Origin of the sequence: Nocardia sp. SYP-A9097 (assembly GCF_009649815.1) — a bacterium.
In the GTDB taxonomy this organism is placed as follows: Bacteria; Actinomycetota; Actinomycetes; order Mycobacteriales; family Mycobacteriaceae; genus Nocardia.
Map to the genome: position 1 here is coordinate 16,805 of NZ_WJIC01000027.1, position 26,951 is coordinate 43,755.

2 protein-coding genes are annotated in these 26,951 nt (G+C 71.7%); both read left to right on the forward strand.

From position 1 onward, the window contains the following. The first annotated feature begins 19 nt into the window (after window positions 1-19). Window positions 20-14,944 (forward strand): type I polyketide synthase, encoded by a 14,925-nt coding sequence (locus tag GFY24_RS33555; protein WP_153809144.1) that lies wholly within the window; start codon window positions 20-22, stop codon window positions 14,942-14,944. Next, on the forward strand, window positions 14,937-26,939 hold the full coding sequence (locus GFY24_RS33560) for an SDR family NAD(P)-dependent oxidoreductase (RefSeq protein ID WP_309231646.1): 12,003 nt from the start codon (window positions 14,937-14,939) through the stop codon (window positions 26,937-26,939). Before GFY24_RS33555 ends, GFY24_RS33560 begins: the two co-directional genes overlap by 8 nt. Window positions 26,940-26,951 lie beyond the last annotated feature (12 nt).

Below are 26,951 nucleotides of genomic sequence, written 5' to 3' on the forward strand. Positions count from 1 at the left end.
CCTGAGGACGGATACGAAGATGCCGAACGACGAGAAACTCCTGGAATACCTGCGGCGCGCCACCGCCGACCTGGGTGACGTGCGACGCAGGCTGCGTGAGACGGAGGATGCCCGGCACGAGCCGATCGCGATCGTCGGGATGGGCTGCCGGTATCCGGGCGGCGCGAATTCGCCCGAACAGCTGTGGGACCTGGTCACCGCCGGCACGGACGCCATCACCGAATGGCCGCGCGACCGCGGCTGGGACGTGGACGGACTCTACGATCCGGACCCGGACAACCCGGGCACCTCCTACACGCGTAACGGCGGTTTCCTGTACAGCGCAGGAGAATTCGACCCGGGCTTCTTCGGCATCTCACCGCGCGAGGCGCTGGCCATGGACCCGCAGCAGCGGCTGCTGCTGGAGGTGGCCTGGGAAACCCTGGAACGCGCCGATATCGTGCCCGCCACCCTGCGCAACAGCGCCACCGGTGTCTTCATCGGCGCCATGGTCAACGGGTACGGCGCCGGCTGCGCCACCGTCCCGGAGGTCGAGGGCCTGCTGCACACCGGGACCACCGGCAGCGTCGTTTCCGGTCGTTTGTCATATGTGCTCGGCCTGACCGGACCGTCCTTCACCGTGGATACGGCCTGCTCGTCCTCGCTGGTCGCACTGCACCTGGCCGTGCGTTCGCTGCGTTCGGGGGAATGCACGATGGCGCTGGCCGGCGGCGTGACCGTCGGCGCCGAACTCGACGCCTTCGTCTCCTTCAGCCGCCAGCGCGCCCTCGCCCCCGACGGCCGCTGCAAGGCATTCTCCGAGACCGCCGACGGCACCGCCTGGTCCGAGGGTGTGGGAGTGCTACTGCTGGAACGCCTTTCGGACGCGGTCGCCAACGGTCACCGGGTGCTGGCGGTGGTGGCCGGTTCGGCGGTCAACCAGGACGGTGCGTCGAACGGTCTGACCGCACCCAACGGTCCCGCACAGCAGCGGGTGATCCGGGCCGCACTGGCCGATGCCCGATTGTCCACGGCCGAGGTGGATGTCGTCGAGGCGCACGGGACCGGGACCAGGCTGGGCGATCCGATCGAGGCGCAGGCACTGCTGGCCACCTACGGCCGTGCGCGGCCATCCGACCGGCCGCTGTGGCTCGGATCGCTGAAATCGAATATCGGGCACACCTCCGCGGCCGCGGGCGTGGGCGGGATCATCAAGATGGTGCAGGCGCTGCGGCACGGCGTGCTGCCGCGGACATTGCATGCGGAAGAGCCGTCCTCGCAGGTGGATTGGTCCTCCGGTGCGGTGCGGTTGCTGTCCGAGGCACAGGCGTGGCCGGAGGTCGGGCGGCCGCGGCGTTCGGCCGTGTCCTCGTTCGGGGTGAGCGGGACCAATGCGCATGTGGTGCTGGAACAGGCACCTGAATTCGACGCCGGTGAACACGAAACCGATATGCCCGCAACAACTTCGGATGACGCACCGGGGCTGCTTCCGTTCGTGGTATCCGCCCGCACCGAGGAGGCGCTCGCCGCCCAGGCTCGCGGCCTGCACACGCTCGTGGAGCGGGACGGCGGCACCGGAACAGACCGCATCGCAAGGGCTTTGGCCACCACGCGTACCGCGTTCGAGCATCGCGCGGTCGTGATCGCCGACAGCCGCGACGACCTGCTGACGAGGTTGCGCGCACTCGAATCGGGTGACGATGCGCAGCGGCTGATTCGCGGCGGTGAAACACACACCGGCCGAGTGGTTTTCATGTTTCCCGGGCAGGGCTCACAGTGGGTGGGCATGGCCCGCGACCTGTGGGAACAGTCTCCGGTGTTCGCGGCACGGATGGCCGAGTGCGAGGCGGCGCTGGCGCCGTTCGTGGAATGGTCGCTGCGCGAACGCGTCTTCGAGGGTGATGCCTGGGACCGGGTGGATGTCGTTCAGCCCGTGCTGTTCTCGGTGATGGTGTCGCTGTCCTCGCTGTGGCGGTCCTTCGGTGTGGAACCTGCCGCGGTGGTGGGCCATTCGCAGGGAGAAATCGCCGCCGCGGTGGTGGCGGGTGGACTGTCGCTGGCGGACGGTGCGAAGGTTGTCGCATTGCGTAGCCAGGCCATCGCGGTGCTGGCGGGCCGCGGCGGTATGGCCTCGGTACCGCTGCCGGTCGCGGAACTGACTGCTCGCCTGCGCGATTGGACGGACCGGATCTCGATCGCGGCCGTCAACGGGCCCGCGTCGACGGTGGTCTCCGGTGATGCCGACGCCATCGAGCGATTCGCCGCGGACCTGGTGGCCGCCGATATCCGCGCCCGGGTGATCCCGGTCGACTATGCCTCGCATTCGCCGCAGGTCGAGGAGATCCGTGCGCAGCTGCTGGTTGCCCTCGCCGATATCGCGCCGGCCCCCGCCGAGATTCCGTTCTTCTCCACCGTCGATGCCGACTGGCGTGACACCGGAACGCTCGACGCCGAGTACTGGTATCGCAACCTGCGTCAGCCCGTGCGCTTCGCCGACGCCACCCGGACCCTGCTCGAGGACGGCTACACCTTCTTCGTCGAGCCGAGCACCCACCCCGTGCTGACGGTCGGCGTGAATCAGACCGCCGAGACCGCCGGTGCCGACGCCACGGCCGTCGGTACGCTGCGCCGCGATCAGGGCGGTCTGGACACCGCGCTGTGCTCCTTCGCCGAGGCACAGGTCCGGGGACTGTCCCCGGACTGGTCCGCATTCTTCGCCGAGACACCCGGCACCGCGGTGCCACTGCCGACCTATGCGTTCCAGCGCCGCTGGTTCTGGCTGCAACGCCCGCAGGACGCCGATATCGCGCCGATGGCCGCGCACCCCGCGGAGACCGCCTTCTGGCAGACCGTCGACGACGGCAATCTCGCGGCCTTCACCGCCACCCTCGGCATGGATCCCGCCGACACGGTGGGTGCGGTACTGCCCGCCCTCGCGGCCTGGCGGCGCGGGCTCGAAGACCGTGCCACCGCCGACTCCTGGCGCTACCGCGTGGACTGGGAATCGCTCACCGACCGGCCGAGCGCGACACTCACCGGCACCTGGCTGCTCGTCTCCTCCGCGGCAACCAGCGGCGATCCGCTGGCCGCCGGATGTGCGCGGGCGCTCACCGCCGTCGGCGCCACCGTCGTGCCGATCGTGCTCGGCGCGTCCGCCGACGATCGGGTGGCGCTGAGCGCTCTACTCGCCGACGTGCTCGCCGGACTGCCGGAGCCGGCGGCCGGGGTGCTGTCCCTGCTCGGTCTCGACGAATCCCCGCACCGGCGCAATCCCCAGATGACCGATGGCACCGCGCTGAGTCTGGTGCTGCTGCAAGCCCTCGGCGACAGCGGCTGCGCCGCTCCGATGTGGTGGGCCACCCGTGGCGCGGTGGCCGTCGATGCGGCCGATGTGCTCACCAGCCCGGCGCAGAGCCTGCTCTGGGGTCTCGGTCGCGTTGCGGCACTGGAACATTCGGCCCGCTGGGGTGGTCTCGTCGATCTCCCCGCCACCCTCGACGAGCAGGCCGCGCTGCGACTGCGTCAGGTGCTCGCTCGCCTGGACGATGAGGATCAGGTCGCGATCCGGGCCGCCGGGATCCACGGCAGGCGGCTGGTCCGCGCCGAACTCGGGGACATCGCGGCGGCGCGTCCCTGGCAGCCGCGCGGCACGATTCTGATCACCGGCGGCACCGGTGGCGTCGGCAGGCATCTGGCCCGCTGGTTCGCGGATCGCGGCGCGAAACACATTGTGCTGGTAGGCCGTCGTGGCGCGGTCGGGGTGGACGGTCTGAGCGAGCTGACCGAGCAGCTGGCCGGCGGTGGCACCCGGCTGACGATCGCCGCCTGCGATGTCGGGGACCGGGCGGCACTGGCCGCGCTCGTCGCCGAATTGCGAAGCGGCGGAGCCGATATCCGCACCGTGATCCACGCCGCCGGGACGGGTGTGCTGATCCCGCTCGCCGACACCGATCCCGACCACTTCGCCGAAACCCTCGACGCCAAGGTTCGCGGCGCCGAGAATCTCGACGCCGTGTTCGGCGCCGACGCGCTGGATGCCTTCGTCCTGTTCTCCTCGATCTCCGCGGTCTGGGGCAGTGATGCGCACGGCGCGTACGCTGCCGCCAACGCCTACCTCGACGGCCTCGCCGAGAACCGCCGAGCCCGGGGCCTGAGCGGCACCTCGATCGTGTGGGGTATCTGGGATCCGGCCGAGGGCGGCGGGATGGCGGCCAACCTCGCCGAGGCGCAATTGCGCGGCCGCGGCATTCCGTTCATGCCGCCCGCGGTGGCGCTCGGCGCCTTGGGCCGGGTGCTCGACAACGACGACACCGTCATCCTGGTGGCCGCCGTCGACTGGGACCGGTTCGCACCGGTGTTCACCTCGGTGCGGCCGAGCCCTCTGATCACGAGCCTGCCGGAGGTGCGGCGCATCCTGGCCGCCGAGGATGCGCCCAGTGCAGACGACGGGGCCGGCGCGACACTGCGCCGCCGATTGCGCGAGGCCGCCCCCGCCGACCGCGACCGCCTCCTGATCGATCTGGTGCGCACCCACGCCGCCCGGGTGCTCGGCCACGACTCCGCCGCTGAGGTCGAACCCGAAAGAGCCTTCCGCGACCTGGGTTTCGACTCGCTGACCGCCGTCGAGATGCGCAACCGGCTCAATACCGCCACCGGGCTGCGATTGCCGGTGACGGTCATCTTCGACTACTCCTCGGCCACCGCGCTCGCCCGGCGCCTGGGTGAACTGGCGCTGGGCGCCGCGACCGACACGTCCGAGCCGCTGCCGCTCGTCACCGTGGACGACCGGGACCCCATCGTGATCATCGGCATGGCCTGCCGCTATCCGGGCGGTGTGCACGATCCGGACGGCCTGTGGGACCTGCTGGTCGAGGGCCGCGACGCCGTCGCCGAACTGCCGGCCGACCGCGGCTGGGACCTGGCGGCGCTCTACGACGCCGACCCGGACCGGCCCGGCGCGACCTATGCCGTCGAGGGTGGATTCCTCAGCGACGCAGCCGAATTCGACAACGGCTTCTTCGGCATCTCGCCGCGCGAGGCGCTGGCCATGGATCCCCAGCAGCGACTGCTGCTGGAGACCTCCTGGGAGGCGCTGGAGCGCGCGGGCATCGACCCGGCCACCCTGCGCGGCAGCCGGACCGGCGTCTTCGCCGGCGCCGCCTACCAGGGGTACGGCAACCACGACGTGCCCGCGGAAGTGGAGGGCCATCTCATCGCGGGCGTGTCCACCAGCGTGCTGTCCGGCCGCATCGCCTACAGCCTGGGACTCGAGGGTCCCGCCATGACGGTGGACACCGCCTGCTCCTCGTCACTGGTCGCGGTGCATCTGGCCGCGCAGGCCCTGCGCAGCGGAGAATGCACGCTCGCCCTGGCGAGCGGCGTCACCGTACTCGGATCGACATTGTCGCTCACCGGTTTCAGCCGCCAGCGCGGCCTGGCCGCCGACGGTCGCTGCAAGTCCTACGCCGCCGCCGCGGACGGCTTCGGCATTGCCGAAGGCGTCGGCGTGCTGCTGCTGGAACGACTCTCCGACGCCCGGCGCAGCGGTCATCCGGTGCTGGCCACGGTCCGCGGCTCCGCGATCAACCAGGACGGCGCCAGCAACGGCCTCACCGCCCCGAGCGGGCTGGCGCAGCAGCGGGTCATCCGCGCGGCACTCGCCGGCGCCGGGCTCACTGCGGCCGATATCGACGTGGTCGAAGGACACGGCACCGGCACCAAGCTCGGCGATCCGATCGAGGCCGACGCCCTGCTGGCCACCTACGGGCGCGACCGGCCCGCGGACCGGCCGCTGCGTCTGGGGTCGGTGAAATCGAATATCGGCCACACCCAGGCCGCTTCGGGCGTCGCGGGCATCATCAAGATGGTGCAGGCCCTGCGGCACGACCTGCTGCCGAAGTCGCTGTACGCCACCGAACCCACCCCGAACGTGGACTGGTCGACCGGCGCGGTCGATCTGCTGGCGGAGGCCGAGCCGTGGATGCCGAACGAACGGCCGCGCCGCGCGGGGGTCTCCTCCTTCGGACTCAGTGGCACCAATGCGCACGTCATCATCGAGCAGGCGCCCGCGGTGGATCCGGAAATCGGTGCGCCGCAGCCTGATCGGCCGATACGGGAAGCCATCGCGCCGCAGCCGGGCCGCCCCGTGCTGTGGCCGCTCTCGGGTCGCACCGAGCAGGCGCTGCGGGCCCAGGCGGCCCGGCTGGCCGAGTACCTCGAGGCCCGGCCCGCGGTGTCTCCTGCGGATGTCGGGTACTCCCTGATCCACGATCGGACACTGTTCGAACATCGGGCCGTGATCGGCGGCGACGACCGCGACGCCATGCTCGCGAGCCTGACCGCACTGGCCGCAGGACGTGCCGACGGCCTGCTCATACAGGGCACGGCGGCCACCGTCGGCCGGACCGTTTTCGTGTTTCCGGGTCAGGGTTCGCAGTGGGTGGGGATGGCTCGGGAGTTGTTGGAGGAGTCTGCGGTGTTCGCGGCGCGGATGGGTGAGTGTGCGGTGGCGTTGTCGCCGTTCGTGGAGTGGTCGTTGGTTGATGTGTTGCGTTCGTCGGGTTCGTTGGATCGGGTGGATGTGGTTCAGCCGGTGTTGTTTTCGGTGATGGTGTCGTTGGCTGCGGTGTGGCGGTCCTTCGGTGTGGTGCCTGCTGCGGTGGTGGGTCATTCGCAGGGGGAGATCGCCGCCGCGGTGGTGGCGGGCGCATTGTCGCTCGCGGACGGCGCGCGCATCGTGGCCCTGCGCAGCAAGGCGCTGCTGCCCCTGGTCGGCCGAGGCGGGATGCTGTTCGCGGCCGTTCAGGCGGACGCGATCACCGAATACCTGCAGCCATGGGCGGATCGGGTTTCGGTGGCCGCGGTGAACGGTCCCGGCTCGGTGACGGTATCCGGGGATCCCACCTCGCTCCAGGAGCTGAGCGAGCGGCTGGCCGACGCCGGAATCATGTCGTGGGCGCTACCCGGCGTCGATTTCGCCGGGCACTCGCCGCAGGTGGAAGACCTGCGCGCCGAACTGGATACAGCCTTCTCCGGTGTGACGCCGCAGGCATCGGATATCGCGTTCTACTCCGCGGCCGCCGGCGCGCGACTCGAAATCACTGCGCTGGACTCGGACTACTGGTACCGGAACCTGCGGGAGCCGGTCCTGTTCTCGGCCGCCGTCGCAGCGCTGCTGCGTGACGAGCACACGGTGTTCGTCGAGGTCAGCCCGAATCCGGTGCTGTCGGTGTGGCTGCGGCAGGCGATCGACTCGGCCGAGGTGACCGGATGTGTCACCGGCACCCTCACCGACGGTGACGGCGGCCTGCGCCGTTTTCTGCTCTCCCTCGGCTCCCTGCACACCTGCGGCGCCGACATCGGCTGGGAGGCCGTGCTTTCCGGCACCGGTGGCCGCCGCACCGAACTCCCGACCTATGCCTTCCAGCGTTCCCGGTACTGGCTGCAGGCCCCCGGCGCCGACCGCGCCGAGGCGGGAACGGCCGGCGCGGACCCGGTCGCGGCCGGATTCTGGACGGCAGTCGAGGGCGGTGACGTCGCGACCGTGGCGAGCACGCTGCGGATGGCCGGCGACGAGGCGCAGGCCTCGCTGCGCGCGGTACTGCCCGCCCTCTCCTCGTGGCATCGCGACCGCCGCGACCGTTCCGTGGTGGACACCTGGCGCTACCGGGTGATCTGGAAACCCCTGCCGATCAGCGCGGAAAGACCGGTGCTGCAAGGCATCTGGTGGCTGATCGTCCCCGCCCGGGCAACGGCCGACCCGGCCGTCGCCGCCTGCGCGAGCGCCCTCGAACGACACGGCGCCACCGTCGTGGCCGTGCCGCTCGGCAATGACGACCGGGCGGCTGTTGCCGACCATCTGCGGGACCGCCTCCGCACCGGGGCACCCGCCGGGGTGCTGTCGCTGCTGGGACTCGCGTCCGGCGGGCACGCGTCGGCGCCGGTACTGCCGTCCGGTCTGGCCCTGAGCGTGACACTGGTGCAGGCGCTGGGCGATGCCGGTGTCGCGGCACCGGTGTGGGCCGCGACCGTCGGTGCGGTCCGGGTGGGCCGCTCGGATCCGGCGCCCGTCGCGGACCAGGCCATGACCTGGGGATTGGGTGCTGTTGCGGGAATGGAGTACCCGCAGCGCTGGGCCGGTCTGATCGATCTGCCGGTGCGGTGGGACGAGGACCGGGTGCTCGACCGGCTGGCCCGCGTGCTCGCCGGACTCGACGGTGAGGAGCAGCTCGCGCTGCGCGCCTCGGGTGTCTTCGCTCGCCGCCTGGTGCGGGCCGAGCCGGTCGCGCCGGACGCCACCTGGACCACTTCGGGGACCGCGCTGATCACCGGCGGCACCGGCGCTCTCGGTGCGCATGTCGCGCGGTGGCTGGCGCACGCCGGGGCCCGGCATATCGTGCTTGCCGGTCGGCAGGGGGCCGCTACGCCCGGTGTCGCCGCACTGGTGGCCGAGCTGGCGGACCTGGGTGTGGCGGCGGCGGGTGTCGCGTGCGATGTCACCGACCGGAATGCCCTTGCCGCCCTGCTGGCCTCGATTCCGGCCGACCGGCCGCTGCGCACCGTGGTGCACGCGGCGGGTGTCCTGGACGACGGCGTGCTGGATGCGCTCACCCCGGAACGTGCTGCGGCCGTGCTGCGTCCCAAGGTCGAGGCGGCGGTGCACCTCGACGAACTCACCCGCGATCTGGAGCTGGACGGGTTCGTCCTGTACTCCTCGCTCGCCGCGACCCTGCCGGGCAGCGGTCAGGGCAGCTATGCGGCGGCCAACGCCTATCTGGACGCCCTCGCGGAACAGCGCCGGGCACTGGGCCTCCCGGCCACCTCGATGGCCTGGGGTCTGTGGGCGGGTAACAGCGCGGCTGCCGCGGTGGGCGATCGGCTCGTCCGCGCCGGGCTGCAATCGATGGCACCCGACCTGGCCCTCGCCGCCTTGGGCGCGGCTCTGGCGGACGGTGAAACACGGCTCATCGTCTCCGGTTTCGACTGGGAGCGATTCACCCGTACTTCGGTCATGTTGCGGCCCAACACCTTACTGCGCGACCTGCCGGAGGCCGTACCGTTCCTCGGCACGAGCGCCGGTGACGGCGACGAGGGTGACTCCCTTGCGGGACGGCTCGCCGGACTGTCCGCCGCCGAGCGCGAGGAGCAACTGACCACGCTGGTCCGAGCGGAAGTCGCAGCGACACTCGGCTATTCGGAGGTGGACGGTATCGAGCCCGGCCGGGTCTTCCGGGATCTCGGCTTCGATTCGCTGACCGCCGTCGATCTGCGCAACCGGCTGGCGGCGGCCACCGGGCTGGGGCTCTCGGTCACCCTCGTTTTCGACCATCCCACGATCACCGCCCTCGTAGCGCACATCGGCGGACTGCTGGGCGTCGAGGCCGCGGCGACCACCGGGCCGGCGACCGCGACCGCTGCGATCCCGGTGCCGTCGATACCTGCCGGATCCGCTGCGACGGAGGAGGATCCGATCGCGATCGTGGCAATGAGCTGCCGCTTTCCCGGCGATGTCGAATCCCCCGAGGACCTGTGGCAGCTGGTCCGTGACGGCGTCGACGCCATCTCGCCGTTCCCGGTCGGCCGCGGCTGGGATCTCGAGGAGCTCTACTCCGGTGATCCGGGGCAGCTGGGCACCTCGTACACCCGGCACGGCGGATTCCTGCACCGCGCAGCCGAATTCGATCCCGCCTTCTTCGGCATCTCCCCGCGCGAGGCGCTGGCGATCGATCCGCAGCAGCGGCTGCTGCTCGAGATCGCGTGGGAGGCGTTCGAACGGGCCGGGATCGATCCGCTGTCGCTCACGGGCAGCCGCGCCGGTGTGTTCGTCGGCTCCAGCTATCACGACTACGGCGCCCGCGTGCGGCAGCCGTCCGAGGAGCTCGAAGGCTATCTGGGTCTGGGCAGTGCGGGCAGTGTCGCCTCCGGCCGCATCGCCTACACCTTCGGGATCGAGGGGCCCGCGGTGACCGTGGATACGGCGTGCTCCTCGTCGCTGGTCGCCATTCACCTTGCCGCGCAGGCGTTGCGCGGCGGTGAGTGCACGCTCGCCCTGGCGGGCGGTGTGGCGGTGATGGCCACTCCCACATCGTTCGTCGAGTTCAGCCGGCAGCGCGGGCTCGCCGAGGACGGCCGCTGCAAGCCGTTCGCCGCCGCGGCCGACGGCACGGCCTGGGCCGAGGGCGCGGGTGTCATTGTGCTGGAGCGCCTTTCGGACGCACGCCGGAACGCGCATCCGGTGCTGGCGCTGGTCCGGGGTTCGGCCGTCAACCAGGACGGCGCCAGCAACGGCCTCACCGCACCGAACGGCCCGGCCCAGCAGCGCGTCATCGCGCAGGCCCTGGCCAGCGCCGGAGTGACCGCCGCCGAGATCGACGCGGTCGAAGCGCACGGCACCGGCACCCGGCTCGGTGATCCCATCGAAGCGCAGGCGTTGCTGGCCACCTACGGGCAGGATCGGCCGGCGGATCGGCCACTGCTGCTCGGCTCACTGAAATCGAATATCGGGCACGCGCAGGCGGCCGCCGGTATCGCCGGAGTCATCAAGATGGTGCAGGCCATGCGGCACGGTGTACTGCCGGGCACACTGCACGTGGACCGGCCGACCCCGCTGGTCGACTGGTCCGCGGGCGCGGTGACCGTGCTGACCGAGAACACCGCGTGGCCCGAGACCGGCCACCCGCGCCGGGCCGCCGTATCCTCCTTCGGGGTCAGTGGCACGAATGCTCACACGATCCTGGAACACGTTCCCGCAGAAACCGATTCGGCCCCGGTATCGGAAGGCGCGGGTGGCGGGCTGTGGCTCGTCTCCGGTCGCAGCGCTTCCGCCCTGCGGGCGCAGGCGGGGCGACTGCTGGCGTATGCGGAGCACCGTCCCGCGCTCGGCGTCGATGAGATCGGCAGGGCGCTGGCGTTGCAGCGCAGCGCCTTCGAGCACCGTGGCGCCGTCGTCGCCGGGGACCGCGAGACGTTGCTGGCGGGCTTGCGCGCGCTGGCGGCCGACGGTACCGCGCCCGGTGTGCTGCGCGGGCGGTCCGGTGTGGGCAAAACGGCCTTCCTGTTCGCCGGCCAGGGCAGTCAGCGACCCGGCATGGGTGCGGAGCTCTACCGCGCCCAACCGGTCTTCGCCGACGCGCTCGACGCGGCGTGCGCCGAGTTCGACACCGTCCTCGACCGGCCGTTGCGCGAGGTGATGTTCGCCCCGGCCGGTTCGCCCGAGGCCGCCCTGCTCGACACCACCGCCTTCACCCAGCCCGCGCTGTTCGCACTGGAGACGGCTCAGTTCCGGCTGCTGGAGCACTGGGGTGCGAGTCCCGCACTGCTGCTCGGGCATTCGGTGGGCGAGCTTGCCGCGGCGCACGTCGCGGGCGTGCTGTCGCTGCCCGATGCCGCCCGGCTGGTCGCGGCTCGCGGACGGCTGATGCAGGCGCTGCCGGAGGCCGGCGCCATGATCGCCCTGACCGCCTCGGAGGCGGAGGCGCTGGCGCTGCTGGCAAGGTTCGAGGACCGGGTGTCGATCGCGGCGGTGAACGGCCCGGCCGCCACGGTCGTCTCCGGTGACGCCGACGCCGCGCTCGGTATCGCCGCGCGCTGGCAGTCGGCGGGGGGTAAGGCGCGGCGGCTCACGGTCAGCCACGCCTTCCATTCCCCGCACATGGACGCGATGCTCGACGAGTTCCGCCGGATCGCCGAAACCGTCGCCTTCCAGGCGCCGCTGATCCCGGTCGTCTCGAATCTGACTGGCCGGGTTGCGAGTGCCGAGCAGATCGGCACCGCCGACTACTGGGTTGCGCACGTACGGGAGGCCGTTCGCTTCCACGACGGTATGGCGTGCCTGCACGCACAGGGCGTCACCCGATTCCTGGAACTGGGCCCCGACCAGTCACTGACCGCCATGGGCCGCGACAGCCTCGCCGAGCATGGTGTCGATCCGGACGCCCTGATCTCGCTGCTGCGCCGCGATCGTGCCGAGACCACCTCGGCGACAACGGCGCTGGCGCAGCTGCACACTCGCGGCCTGGCGATCGATTGGGCGCGGTTCCTCGGCGGCCCGGCCGGCGCGCACGTGGACCTGCCCACCTACGCCTTCCAGCGCGAGCGCTACTGGCTGGAGGCCGACGCGGCCATCGGTGATGTCGGGTCGGCGGGCCTGCGTCCCGCCGGGCATCCGCTGCTGGGCGGACTGGTCGAACTCCCGGACACCGGCGGATTCCTGTGCACCACCAGGCTTTCCCTCCGCAGTCACCCCTGGCTGGCGGACCACGCCATTCTGGGCGCGGCGCTGTTCCCGGCGACGGCCTTCCTCGAACTGGCCATCCGCGCCGGCGACGAAGCCGGCTGCACCGAGGTCGACGAGCTGCTGCTGGAGGCGCCCCTGGTGATCGCGCCGGACAGCGCTGTGCTGCTGCAGGTTTCGGTGGGCGCATCCGATGCGGACGGCAGCCGGTCGATCGCCGTCTACTCGCGACCCGAGACGGCGTCTCCCAGACAGTCGTGGACCCGCCACGCCAGCGGCCTGCTCACCGACAGCGAGCCGAACGAGCCTGCCGCCGTGGATGAGTGGCCGCCCCGAGGCGCCGAACCGATCGACGTGACGGACCTCTACGCGCACTTCGAACAGGGCGGCTTCGCCTACGGACCGGCCTTCCAGGGTCTGCGGGCCGCCTGGCGGCTCGGCGACGAGGTGTACGCCGAAGCGAGCCTGCCGCAACAGCATCGCGGCGACGCGGCCGGATTCGGCCTGCACCCCGCCCTGCTCGACAGCTCCCTGCACGCACTGACCTTCGGGATCCTCGCGGGTTCGACCCAGAGCTGGCTGCCGTTCTCCTGGAACGGCGTTCGCCTGCACGCCTCGGGCGCGTCCGCCCTGCGAATCCGATTGCGACCGGCGGGCCGCGACGCCGTGGAGGTGCTGGCAATGGACGCCGCGGGCGATCCCGTCACCACGATGCGCTCCCTGGTACTACGGCCGGTGTCCGCCGATCAGGTCGGCGCCGCCCGCCCGGCCGCCGGACACGAGGAGCTGTTCCGGGTCGAATGGCCCGCCGTGCCGGTGAAAATGCCGGGGGCAGTGGGCAACTGGGCGGTCCTCGGCGACGAGGTGACGCAGTGGGCCGCGGCGGGCGCCACCCGCGCGGTGGCTGACCTCGCCGAGTTCATGGCGGGTGACCTGTCGGCTGTCGTGGTGGCCCCGATTCCGCACGGCCTCGAGGAGTCGGCGGATGGTGCGCCGGTGACGCCGATCGCGTCGGGATCGGTGCCGCGCCAGGAGGTCTCGGCGGTGCGGTTCGCCACCGAGTACGCGCTCGCACTGGTCCAGGGTTGGCTCGCGCAGGAGCGGTTTCGGGGCGTCACGCTGCTGTTGGTGACGCGTGGCGGGGTGGCTGTGCGGCCGGATGCCGATGTGCCGGACCTGGCGCACGCCGCGGTCTGGGGGCTGGTGCGTACCGCGCAGACCGAGCATCCCGGCCAATTCGTGATCGCGGATCTGGATGGTGACGACGCCTCGGTGGCGGCGTTGCCTGCCGCGATCGCATCCGGCGAGCCGCAGTTGGCCGTGCGTTCGGGTGTGGCGTATCAGGCTCGACTGGGCCGGGTTCCGCGGGCCGACGAGCCCGAGACGCCGGTGTGGGAGCGGGGCGGCACCGTCCTGATCACCGGCGGCACCGGGGCGATCGGGCGGCATATCGCGCGACACCTGGTGTCCGAGCACGGCGTGCGGCGGCTGGTACTGACCGGCCGGCGTGGACTCGCCGCGGACGGCGCCGGCGCACTGCGGGACGAATTGACCGCGCTCGGTGCGGATATCGACATCGTCGCCTGCGATGTCGCCGACCGGGATCGGGTCGCGGCGCTGCTCGCGGGGATTCCCGCGGCGCATCCACTCACCGCGGTGGTGCATGCGGCCGGTGTGCTCGACGACGGCGTGATCGGCGCGATGACATCGCAGCGGTTGCGAGAAGCCATGCGGCCCAAGGCGGATGCCGCCCTGCATCTGCATGAGCTGACCGCCGGGACGGAATTGTCGGCGTTCGTGATGTTCTCCTCCATCGCCGGTGTCTTCGGTGGGATGGGCCAGGCCAACTACGCGGCGGCCAATGCCTTCCTCGACGCACTGGCGCATCGGCGGCGGGCGCAGGGCCTGCCCGCGGCCGCCCTCGACTGGGGGCTGTGGACCACCGAGGGCGGTATGAGCGGTTCGCTCGACGAAGCGGATCTGCGCCGCATCGCCCGCGGCGGCATCCTGGCCTTCACCCCCGAGGACGGCGTCCGCCTGTTCGATCTGGCGGTCGCCGCCGATGAACCCGCCGCACTGCCACTGCGCCTGGACCTGGAGGCGACCGCGGCCGCCGGTTACCCGCCCATGCTGCGCGGCCTGATACGCCCGCGGTCGCGGCGAGTGGCGGGCGCCGCCGCCACCGAGTCCATCGCGCACCGGCTGCGCGGCCGGAATACAGCCGAGCGCGAACGCATTCTGCTGGATCTGGTCCGGCTGCAGGCGGCCACGGTCCTCGGCTTCGGCGATCCGGAAGCGGTCGACGACGATCGCGGGCTGCTGGAGATCGGGTTCGACTCGCTCACCGCGGTGGAACTGCGCAACCGGCTCAACGCGGCGACCGGCCTGCGCCTGCCGGCCACGCTGCTGTTCGACTACCCGACCTCGGCGGGTGTCGCGAAACACCTTGCCGCCGAACTGACGCCGGAGGACACCGAACCGGTATCCGGCGGCCTGGCCGAGCTCGAACAACTGGAGCAGGCGTTCGGTGATAGCCCGGCCGATCCGCAGCTGCTGGACCGATTGCAGATCCTGCTGAACACCCTGCGCGCCAACGCCGATCCCGGGCTCGGGGACCGCATGGACCGCGCGACCGACGACGAACTCTTCGACTTCATCGACAACGAACTCGGAATGGGGGAGAGCGCGCAACTCCCGTCCTCGATCTACGAAGGTGACGATATCCGTGACTGATGACAAGCTGCGCGACTACCTCAAGCGGGTGGCCGCAGACCTGCACCACACCCGGAATCGCCTCACCGAGGCCGAGGCCAGGGGCCGCGAACCCATCGCCGTCGTCGGCATGAGCTGCCGGTATCCGGGCGGTGTCGACACGCCCGAAAAGCTTTGGGAGATGGTCGAATCCGGTACGGATGCCATCGCCGGATTCCCGGGCGACCGCGGCTGGGACCTGGCCTCCCTGTACGACCCGACCCGGCAGCGGCCGGGCAGCACCTATTCCGCCGAGGGCGGCTTCCTCGACGAGGTCGCCGATTTCGAACCGGAATTCTTCAACATCTCCCCACGCGAGGCGCTCGCCATGGATCCCCAGCAGCGACTGCTGCTGGAGACCACCTGGGAGGCGTTCGAGCGGGCCGGGATCGACCCGAACACGCTGCGTGGCAGCGATACCGGAGTCTTCGCGGGCGTGATGTATCAGGATTACGCGCTGCGCCTGCACCGGGTGCCCGACGATGTGCAGGGCTACCTCGGCAACGGTCAATCCGGCAGCGTCGCCTCCGGTCGGATCTCCTACACCTTCGGTCTCGAAGGCCCGGCGATCACGGTCGACACCGCCTGCTCCTCCTCGCTGATCGCCATCCACCTGGCGGCGCATGCGTTGCGCCGCCGCGAATGCGGGCTGGCCCTGGCCGGTGGCGCCATGGTGATGTCGACGCCCGTGCCCTTCACGGAAATGAGCCGGCAGGGCGGTCTCGCCGGTGACGGGCGCTGCAAATCCTTCGCCGACGAGGCCGACGGCACCGGCTGGGGTGAAGGCGTGGGAATGCTGCTGCTGGAACGCCTTTCGGACGCCCGCCGCAACGGGCACCCGATCCTCGCGGTGGTCCGCGGCAGCGCCGTCAACCAGGACGGCGCCAGCAGCCGGCTCACCGCCCCCAACGGGCCTGCCCAGCAGCGCGTCATCCGCCGCGCGCTGGCCGACGCGCAGCTGCGCCCCGACGGGGTGGACGTCGTCGAGGCGCACGGTACCGGCACCGCGCTCGGCGACCCCATCGAGGCGCAGGCGCTGCTGGCCACCTACGGGAAGAACCGCGACGGCAACCGGCCCCTGCTGCTCGGGTCGCTGAAATCCAATATCGGCCACACCCAGGCCGCCGCCGGCGTCGGCGGCGTCATCAAGATGGTCATGGCCATGCGCTACGGCACCGTGCCGCCCACCCTGCACGCCGCCCGCCCCACCACCCAGGTGGACTGGTCAGCGGGCACCGTCCGGCTGGTCACCGAACCGACGCCGTGGCCGGAGACGGACCATCCGCGGCGAGCCGCCGTGTCCTCCTTCGGAATCAGCGGCACCAACGGGCACGTCATCCTCGAACAGGCCGAGGCGGAGCCGAGTGAAGTCGCGGTGGCTGAGCCGAACGCCGCGGGGCGGGCCGAATCGATTGCCGCGGAGTCGAAGTCGAACGCGGGCCCGCGGTCTGCCACCGCTGCCGCCCTGCCGTGGCTGCTCTCTGCTCGTGACCGCGCGGGTCTGCGTGCTCAGGCCGAGCGGCTGCGCGCCCATCTTGCCGGGCACCCGGACCTAGACCTCGACGGGACCGGCCGGACTCTGGCGGGTCGTACCGTCTTCGATCATCGGGCCGTGCTGTCGGCCGGGGACCGGGCGGGCCTGGTGGACGACCTGACGGCGTTGGTGGACGGGCTGCCGTCGCCCACCGTGGTGCGTGGCGGTGAAATCCGCACCGGCCGCGTGGTTTTCGTCTTCCCGGGGCAGGGTTCGCAGTGGACCGGGATGGCGCGGGAACTGCTGGACGAGTCGCCGGTGTTCGCGGCGCGGATGGCCGAGTGTGCGGCGGCTCTGGCGCCGTTCGTGGATTGGTCACTGCTGGGGCTCGTTCGCTCGGGAGCAGTGTGGGACCGGGTGGATGTCGTTCAGCCGGTGTTGTTTTCGGTGATGGTGTCGCTGGCCGCCGTATGGCGGTCACTCGGGGTGGAACCCGCTGCGGTGGTGGGGCATTCGCAGGGGGAGATCGCCGCCGCGGTGGTGGCGGGCGGGTTGTCACTGGACGACGGCGCGAAGGTGGTGGCCTTGCGCAGCCGTGCGCTGCGTGCGATCGCGGGTGCGGGTGGGATGGCCTCGGTGCAACTTCCGGCCGACCGAGTCCGAACGGAACTGGCTCCCTGGGGTGATCGGCTCTCGATAGCCGCCGTGAACGGGCCCGCCGCGGTAGTGATCTCCGGTGAGCTCGCGGCGGTCGACGAATTCCTCGCCCACGCGCAGGCCAGGGACCTGCGGGCCCGGCGCATCGAAGTCGACTACGCCTCGCACAGTGGCCATATCGAGCAGATCCGCGACGAACTGCTGACCTTGCTGGCCGGGATCACCCCGGGTGCGGCGGAGGTGCCCTTCTACTCCACGGTGACCGGCGCGACGCTCGATACGCGCACCCTCGACGCCGGTTACTGGTATCGCAATCTGCGGCAGACCGTCGAGCTGCGCGAGGCCGTCACCACCGCACTGGACGCGGGACTGCGCGCCTTCGTCGAGGTGAGCCCGCATCCGGTGCTCACGGTCGCGATCGAGGAAACCGTCAGCGCCGCAGGGCATGACGCGCAGGTCGCCGGCACCCTGCGCCGCGACGACGGTGGGCTCGCCCGGTTCCACGCCTCGGCGGGCGAACTCTGGACCGCGGGCATCCCCGTACAGTGGCGGCCCGTCTACGCCCATCTACCCGCCGCGCACGCGGACCTGCCCACCTACCCGTTTCAACGACAGCGGTACTGGCTGGAGGACACCGGTCCGGTGACCGGTGACCTGACCGCGGCAGGCCTCGCCGCCGCCGGGCATCCACTGCTGGGCGCGGTCGTCACCCTCGCCGACGGCGACGCCCTCGTGCTGACCGGCCGCCTGTCCACGCGGACCCACCCGTGGCTCGCCGAACACTCGGTGCTCGGCGCCGCGCTACTACCGGGCACCGCCTTCCTCGAACTCGCCGCCCGTGCCGCCGATCAGGCAGGCCTGCGCCGGGTGGAGGAGCTCACCCTGGAAGCACCGCTCGCCCTGTCCGCGAACCCCGTCGACGTGCAGGTGACCGCCGGCGCACCCGAAGCCGGCGGTCTGCGCGCGATCAGCGTCTACGCCCGCCCCGCCGACGCCGCACCCGATGACCCCTGGACCCGGCACGCCAGTGGCTCACTGTCCGATGAACTCCCGCCGCCGGCCGCCCTGTCCGCCGCGCCGCCCACTGCTTCCTGGCCGCCACCCGGTGCGACGGCGATCGACCTGACCGGACTCTACGAGCGCTTCGCCGCAGGTCGATTCAGCTACGGGCCCGTGTTCCAGGGGCTGCGCGCCGCCTGGCGCCTGGGCGAGGACATCTACGCCGAGGCCGTGCTGCCGCCCGAAACGCACGCCGAGGCAGCGCTTTTCAGCCTGCACCCGGCCCTGCTCGATGCCGTGCTGCACGTCACCGGCCTGTCCGGAGACGAGACGGGCCGCATGCCGTTCGCCTGGACCGGGTCCGCCCTGCACGCCCACGGCGCCACCGCCCTGCGGGCCAAGGTCGCGCCGGCCGGGGAGAACGCCGTCTCGCTGCAGGCGTGGGATGCCGCCGGGCAACCGGTGATCTCCATCGACGCCCTGCTGCTGCGCCCGGTGTCCGAGGCGCCGCAGCAGGCCGTCCGCCACGAATCGCTCTTCCGCCTGGACTGGACTCCCGCGCGTTTCACCGGACGTCCCACCGTCATGACCGAGTCGAGCGTGTCGGCCGGCCGCGCCGAACGCAGCGTGCCGACCGACGCCGCCGAGCCGATCGTGCTCGGCACCGACCGCTACCCGGACCTCGCCGCCTTGCGTGCCGCCGTCATCGCGGGCGACGCCGCGCCCGGGCTGGTCGTCGCGCCGATGCTCGTCACTGCGGTCGCGGATCCGATTGCCACGACTGCGGATTCGGTTGCCGAGGCCCTGGATTCCGTTGCCGTGCGAGCGGATTCGGCTGTCTCCGCCGTTGTCGGTGCCGACCCGGTCGATACCTCCGACGCCTACGCGGCTGCCACCCATCGTGCCGTGCACGCCGCCGCGGCGCTCGTGCAGGACTGGATCGCCGAGGAGCGGTTCGCGGATGCGCGCCTGATCGCGGTCACCCGAGGGGCGGTCGCGGCGGCACCGGGTGAGGACATCGCCGATCTGCCAGGGGCCGCGATCTGGGGGCTGGTACGCACGGCGCAGTCGGAGCATCCGGGGCGGTTCGTCCTGGCCGATGTGGATGATCCGAGTGAAATCCCTTCCCTGACAGCGATTGTCGCAACTGTCGAGGAGGATCAGCTGGCGGTGCGCGGCGGCGAGGTCCGCATACCCCGGCTGGTGCGGGCAACCATTGCCGAGCGCCTCGAGTCCTTCGCCGATCCGGACGGCACGGTTCTGATCACCGGTGGCACCGGTCTGATCGGCTCGCGGATCGCCCGGCACCTGGCTGCCGCCGGCGCGCGCCGGCTCGTTCTGGCGGGCCGCGGTGGTCCCGCCGCGGCCGGTGCGGCCGAGCTCGTCGAGGAGCTCACCGGTCTCGGCGTCCAGTGCGTGGTCATCGCCTGCGATGTCGCCGACGGCGCGGCACTGCGGCAGCTGCTCGACGACATCCCCGCCGCACATCCGCTCACGGCGGTGGTGCACGCTGCGGGCGTCCTCGACGACGGCGTCATCGCGGCGCTCACCCCCGACCGCATCGACGCGGTGCTGCGGCCCAAGGTGGACGCCGCCCTGCATCTGCACCGTCTCACGGCCGGTGAGAATCTGCGCGCATTCGTGCTCTTCTCCTCTGCCGCAGGCGTTTTCGGTGGCCCGGGGCAGGGCAACTACGCGGCCGCAAATGCGTTCCTGGACGCGCTGGCCCAGCATCGCCGGGCCAACGGTCTGGCCGGGCAGTCGATCTCGTGGACGCTGTGGGAACAGCGCAGTGCGATGACCGGTCATCTCGGGGAGGCCGACGCCCGCCGGATCGCCCGGTCCGGTATGCCTGCGCTGACCGATCGGCAGGGACTCGAACTCTTCGACGCCGCCACCGCGTCGGAGGAACCGCACCTGGTCGCGATGCCGCTCGACCTCGCGACACTGCGGGCCCGCGTCGCCACGGAACCGATACCCAGGCTGCTGCACGGCCTCGTCCGCCCGGCCGCGCGCCGGGCTGCGGCGATGCCGCTCGGTGGTGACGATGCCGCCGGCCCGTCGCAACGCCTGACCGCTCTGCCCGCGGCCGAGCGCCGCCGGGAACTGCGCGAACTGGTCCGCGCCCAGGTCGCCGCCGTGCTCGGGCATGCCGCCGCGGAGGCCGTGGAACCGGGCCGGGCGTTCCGGGATCTCGGCTTCGATTCGCTGGCGGCGGTGGATCTGCGCAACCGGCTCAACCTCGCCACCGGACTGCGCCTACCCGCCACCCTGGTCTTCGACCATCCCAACCCGGCCGCCCTCGCCGACCACCTCGACACCCGGCTGGCCGGCGCGACCGCACCGGTACCGGTGGTCGCGCCCGCCGCGCGCCACGATGCCGTCGACGAGCCGATCGCGATCGTCGCCATGGGTTGCCGGTTCCCCGGTGGCGCGAACTCGCCGGAGGCACTGTGGGACCTGGTCGCCTCCGCCACCGACGCGGTCTCCGATTTCCCCGCCGACCGCGGCTGGGACCTCCCCAACCTCTACGATCCGGACACCGAGACCGAACGGCACGGCACCTCGTACGTGAAGGAAGGCGGATTCCTCTACGACGCAGCCGAATTCGACGCCGGATTCTTCGGGATCTCACCGCGTGAGGCGCTCGCGATGGATCCCCAGCAGCGGCTGCTGCTGGAGACCTCCTGGGAGGTGCTCGAACGCGCCGGCATCGATCCGGCGACCCTGCAGGCCAGCCGGACCGGCGTGTTCACCGGCGTCATGCATCACGACTACGCCGTCCGGCTGATCGGGAACGTGCCGGAGGAAGTGGAGGGGTTCCTCGGCTCCGGCAACTCCGCGAGCGTCGCCTCCGGCCGCGTCTCCTACGTCCTCGGGCTCGAGGGTCCCGCGGTCACCGTGGACACCGCCTGCTCGTCGTCGCTGGTCTCGCTGCACCTCGCGGTGCGGTCCCTGCGGACGGGGGAGTGCGATATGGCGCTGGCGGGCGGCGTCACGGTGATGAACAGCCCCGAACTGTTCGTGGTGTTCAGCCGCCAGCGCGGGCTCGCCCCCGACGGCCGCTGCAAGGCGTTCGCCGACGCGGCGGACGGCACCGGATTCGGTGAAGGCGTGGGCGTGCTACTGCTGGAACGCCTTTCGGACGCGCTGGCCAACGGTCGCCGGATACTGGCCGTGGTGCGCGGCTCGGCCGTCAACCAGGACGGCGCCTCCAACGGCCTGACCGCCCCGAACGGTCCGGCGCAGCAGCGAGTGATCCGGGCGGCGCTCGCCGACGCCCGGCTGAGCACCGCGGACGTGGACGCCGTCGAAGGCCACGGGACGGGCACCCGGCTCGGCGATCCGATCGAGGCGCAGGCCCTGCTGGCGACCTACGGCCAGGATCGCGCCGAGCGTGCACCGTTGTGGCTGGGATCGCTGAAATCCAATATCGGGCACACCTCCGCGGCAGCGGGAGTCGGTGGCGTCATCAAGATGGTGCAGGCGCTGCGGCACGGCATCCTGCCCGCGACCTTGCACATGGATCAACCGTCCGCACAGGTGGATTGGTCCTCCGGCGCGGTGCGGCTGCTCGCGGAGTCGCAGGCGTGGCCGCAGACGGGACGCCCGCGCCGCGGCGCCGTCTCGGCCTTCGGCGTGAGCGGGACGAATGCCCACGTGGTGCTCGAACAGGCGCCCGAACCCGCGGATTCGCCTCGGGTACAGGACGGACATTCCGCGCCGGGCCCGGTGCCGCCCGGCGAGCGCCCAGTCGCCTGGGTGCTGTCCGCCCGGTCCGTCAGGGCACTGCGAGCGCAAGCCGAACAGCTGCTCCGGCACCTCGACGCGCGGCCCGAATTGCCTTGCGCCGATATAGGTTTGTCCCTCGCTGTCACCCGGAGCCGTCATCCGCACCGCGCGGTGCTGGCCGGTGACCGTGCGCGGCTGATGACCGGACTGCGGGCAGTCGCGCAGGACACCCCCGCCGCCGGGGTTGCGCAGGGCACCGCCGGGGCCGTGGGTCGCACGGTGTTCGTCTTTCCCGGCCAGGGCGCGCAATGGGCGGGTATGGCGCTCGAATTGCTCGGCACGAGTGCGGTTTTCGCGGAATCGATGGCAGCATGCGAACGCGCCCTCGCCCGGTACGTCGACCGCGCGCTGGTGGAAATCCTCGGTGACCCGGCCGCGCTGGAACAGGTGGATCTGGTGCAGCCCGCGCTGTTCGCCGTGATGGTCTCGCTCGCGGCGACCTGGCGTGGGTACGGCGTCGAACCGGATGCCGTGCTCGGACATTCGCAGGGCGAGATCGCCGCGGCCGTGGTGTCGGGCGCACTGTCACTCGAGGAGGGCGCGAAGGTCGTCGCACTGCGGAGCGGGCTGCTGCGCGCGATCGCCGGCAAGGGGGCGATGGCCTCGCTGTCGCTGCCCGTCGCGGAAGTCCGAATCCTGTTGGAGTCCAACGGTGGTGGACTCGCCCTCGCCGCCGTCAACGGCCCTGCCGCCACGGTGGTGGCCGGGGATCCGGCCGCAGTCGACGCACTGCTGGCCGCCTGCGAACGCGACGGGGTGCGGGCTCGCCGCATCGAGGTCGACTACGCCTCGCACTCCGCGCACGTGGACGCGATCCGGGACGAGTTGATCGCGGCACTGGAGGGGCTCCGGCCCGGAACCTGCCGGGTGCCCATGTATTCCACGCTCGACGCGACCTGGCTGGCCGGCCCCGAACTCTCCGCCGAATACTGGTTCCGCAATCTGCGCGGCACCGTCGGCTTCGAACCGGCCGTGCGCGCGCTCGCGGACACCGGGCACACCACCTTCCTCGAGATCAGCCCGCATCCGGTGCTCACGGCCGGGATCGGCGAGACGCTGGCGGACTCCGCACCGTCGGCCGTCGTCACGGGCACGCTGCGCCGCGGCGAAGGCGGCCTCGAACGGCTGCTGCTCTCGCTCGGCGAGGCGCATGCGGGCGGCGTCGATCTCGACTGGAATGCCCTGTACCCCGGGGCTCACCGGGTGGAGCTGCCCACCTATGCGTTCGAGCGCACCCGGTACTGGCTCGATGCCGCCACCGGCCCGGCCGATGTAGCCGCCGCGGGGCTCGCCGCCACCGGTCATCCGCTTCTCGGTGCCGCAGTGGACCTGGCCGACTCCGACGAACAACTGTTCACGGGGCTGCTGTCCCGCACGACCACGCCCTGGTTGGCCGAGCATGCGGTATCGGGCGTCACCCTGCTGCCCGGCACCGCCTTCCTCGAGCTCGCGCTCCGCGCCGCTGACGAGGTGGGCTGCGGCCTGATCGACGAGCTCATCCTGCAGACCCCGCTCACCGTGCCCGAGCGCGGCGCGCTGCGCCTGCAGGTACGAGTCGGTCCGGCCGGACCCGGCGGATATCGCACCCTGAACGTGCACGGCCGACCCGATCAGGACACCGTCACCACAGACCGGAACGCCGCGGCGGAATGGACGGCCTACGCCACCGGCACCCTCGCCCCGCGCGGCGAGGATCGCGAGGACAGCGTCGTGGCCTGGCCGCCTGCCGATGCGGAACCCCTCGACACCTCCGAGCTCTACGACCGGTTCACCACGGCCGGATATCACTACGGGCCGATCTTCCGCGGTGTGCGAGCGGCCTGGCGTCACCACGGCGAGATCTTCGCCGAGATCGCCCTGCCTCAGCAGCGCGACGGCGACGGTTATCTCCTGCACCCGGCGCTGCTGGACGCGGCCCTGCAAGCCTCCGTGCTGCTGCCCGACCGCGATGACGTTGCGCGGCTGCCGTTCTCGTGGACCGGCGTGACCGCGCACGCCACTGGAGCGTCCGCACTCCGCGTCCGCATCAGCGCCCGTGATGCCGAGGAAGTGTCACTGGAAGCCCGCGACCTCACCGGCCGCCTCGTCCTGACCGTCGATTCCCTTGCGCTGCGCCCGATGCCCGCCGGCGGTCTGCGCCCGGACGCGGCGGGGATGCTGCACGTGGAGTGGACGCCCGTGTCCGGGGCCGGTGAAACCGCGCTCACGCCAGGCGAATCCGCGTCCGGGGTCGTCGATGCGGCGGGCGCGAGTCGCTGTGCGGTACTCGGCGGCGGCCTGCACGCCATGCTGTCCACCGCGACGGCCTGGCCGGACCTCGCGGCGTTGAGCGTGACAGCGGAGGCGATCCCTGACTTCGTGCTCGCGAGCGTTTCGGGCGGCATCGAGGACGAGCCGCGCAGTGTGTGGCAGGCCGACACCGTTCGCGCGCTCGAGCTGGTTCAGGGCTGGCTGGCCGACGAGCGTTTCGCGCAGTCGGGCCTGGTGGTCATCACCCACGGCGCGGTTCGGACCGGGCCGGGGGACCGCGAGGCGAACTGGGCGGAGGCCGGTGTGTGGGGGCTGCTGCGTACCGCACAGATCGAACATCCCGGACGATTTGTGCTCGCGGACGTCGATGCCCACCCCGCATCGCTGAATGCGCTTGTGACAGCGCTTTTCGCCACGGGTGCGGCAGAGGGGCAGTACGCGGTCCGTGGCGGGCAGGTGTTCGTGCCGCGCCTGAGCGCCGATGCCCGCGACGTGCTCACCCCGCCGGACGAACCGGCCTGGCGATTGGGGCTCGGGCGCGACGCCACGATCGACGGGCTGGCGCTGCTGCCCGCGCCCGCGGCCCTGGCCCCGCTGCGGGCGGGTCAGGTGCGCATTGCCGTGCGCGCCGCCGGCCTCAACTTCCACGATGTCGTGGTCGCCCTGGGTCTGGACCCCGACCAGCCGACCGTCGGCAGCGAAGGTGCGGGCACGGTCCTGGAAGCCGGTCCCGGCGTGACCGACCTGATGCCGGGCGACCGGGTGATGGGTGTCTTCGGCGGGGCGTTCGGCCCGGTCGTCGTCGCCGATCGCGCGACCGTCGCGCGGATTCCCACCGGCTGGTCGTTCGCGCAGGCGGCGTCCGCACCGATCGCCTTCCTCACCGCCTACTACGGGTTGTTCGATCTCGCTGGTCTCCGCCGCGGACAGTCCGTGCTGGTGCACGCGGCCACCGGCGGTGTCGGGATGGCCGCGGTGCAGCTCGCCCGGCATGCCGGAGCCGAAGTCTTCGGCACGGCCGGCCCGGGTAAATGGGATGTGCTGCGTGCCAACGGGTTCGATGACGCGCACCTGGCCTCCACGCGGACACTCGAATTCGCGCAGCATTTCCGGGATGTCACCGAAGGTCGCGGTATGGATGTCGTACTCGACTGCTTGGCAAGGGAATTCGTCGATGCCTCACTCGGCCTGCTGCCTCGTGGTGGTGCCTTCGTCGAGATGGGCAAGACCGACGTGCGCGACGCTGGCGAGGTCGCGAGCCGATATCCGGGCGTGCGATACCAGGCCTTCGATCTGGTGCAGGCGGGCCCGCAGCGCATCGGCGAGCTGCTCGCCGAGGTGCTGGCGCTCTTCGAGCAGGGCGTGCTCAGCCCCCTGCCGATCACCTGCTGGGACGTCCGGCAGGCTCCGGCGGCGTTCCGTCACCTGAGCAAGGCCCGGCACATCGGCAAGAACGTACTGCTGGTGCCCGCGCCGATCGACCCGGCGGGCACCGTGCTGATCACCGGCGGGACCGGCGCTCTCGGCCGGCTCGTCGCCCGGCACCTGGCGACCGAATACGGTGTGCGGCACCAGATTCTGATCAGCCGCCGCGGCGCCGAGGCGCCGGGCGCGGCCGAGCTCGCCGCTGAGCTCGCCGAACTCGGCACGGAAGCAACGGTTCTCGCCTGCGATATCACCGATCGCCGTGCCCTCTCGGCCGTATTGGACGCCATCGCGGCGGACCGTCCGCTCACCGCGGTCGTCCATGCCGCTGGCGTTCTCGACGACGGCGTCCTCGGCGCGCTCACCCCGGCCCAGGTGGAACGGGTCTGGCGCCCGAAGGTGGATGCCGCGTTCGCCCTGCACGAACTGACCCGCGATCGCGACCTGGCGGCCTTCGTCCTGTTCTCCTCGGGGGCAGCGCTGCTCGGCGGCGCCGGGCAGGCGAACTACGCCGCCGCCAATGCCGCCCTCGACGCCCTGGCGGCCGAACGGCGCGCGCAGGGCTTGGCCGGTGTCTCGATCGGCTGGGGCCTGTGGGAGGAGCGCAGCGAGATGACGGCCGGCGCCGAGGAGCACCGTATGTCCCGTTCGGGCATCGGCGCGCTGAACTCGGCCGAGGGGCTCGCACTGTTCGACGCGGCCTGTCGCTCGGTGCATCCGTACGTCTTCGCCGCTCGGCTCGTTCGTTCCCGGCCGGCCGCCGGAACCGTGGTTCCACCCGTGCTCAGTGGCCTGGTCCGGGCGCCCCGGCCGGCCCTGCGCCGGGTCGGGGACGCGGCCGCGACCGCGGCGGCGGGCCTGGCCGATCGGCTGGCCGGGCTCGCCCCGGCCGAGGCGCACCGGATCCTGCTCGATGTCGTGCGCGCCAATGCCGCGGCCGTGCTGGCCCATGCGTCGGCCGCGGAGATCCACCCGGTGCGCCCGTTCAAGGACCTCGGCTTCGACTCGCTGACCGGCGTGGAACTGCGCAATCGGCTGGCGAATGCGGTCGGGGTGCGGCTGCCGGCTGCCCTCGTCTTCGACCATCCCACCCCCGAAGCCCTGACCCGGTTCCTGCTCGGCAAGGTCACCGCCGCGGCCCCGCCACCCGTCCCTCCACTGCTCACCGAGCTGAGCCGGCTCGAGGCGCAGATCGACGCCCTGCTCCCGCAGCACGAGGCGGACCTGCCCGCCGAACTGGCCACGAGATTGCGGCGGGCACTGGCGCGCGTCGAAGCCTTCGGTGCGGAATCCATTGGGGCACAACCGGAACAGGCCATCGAGTCCGCCAGCAATGACGAACTCTTCGACCTCATCGACAAGGAATTGGGCATCTCGTGAAGCCCGTGACAG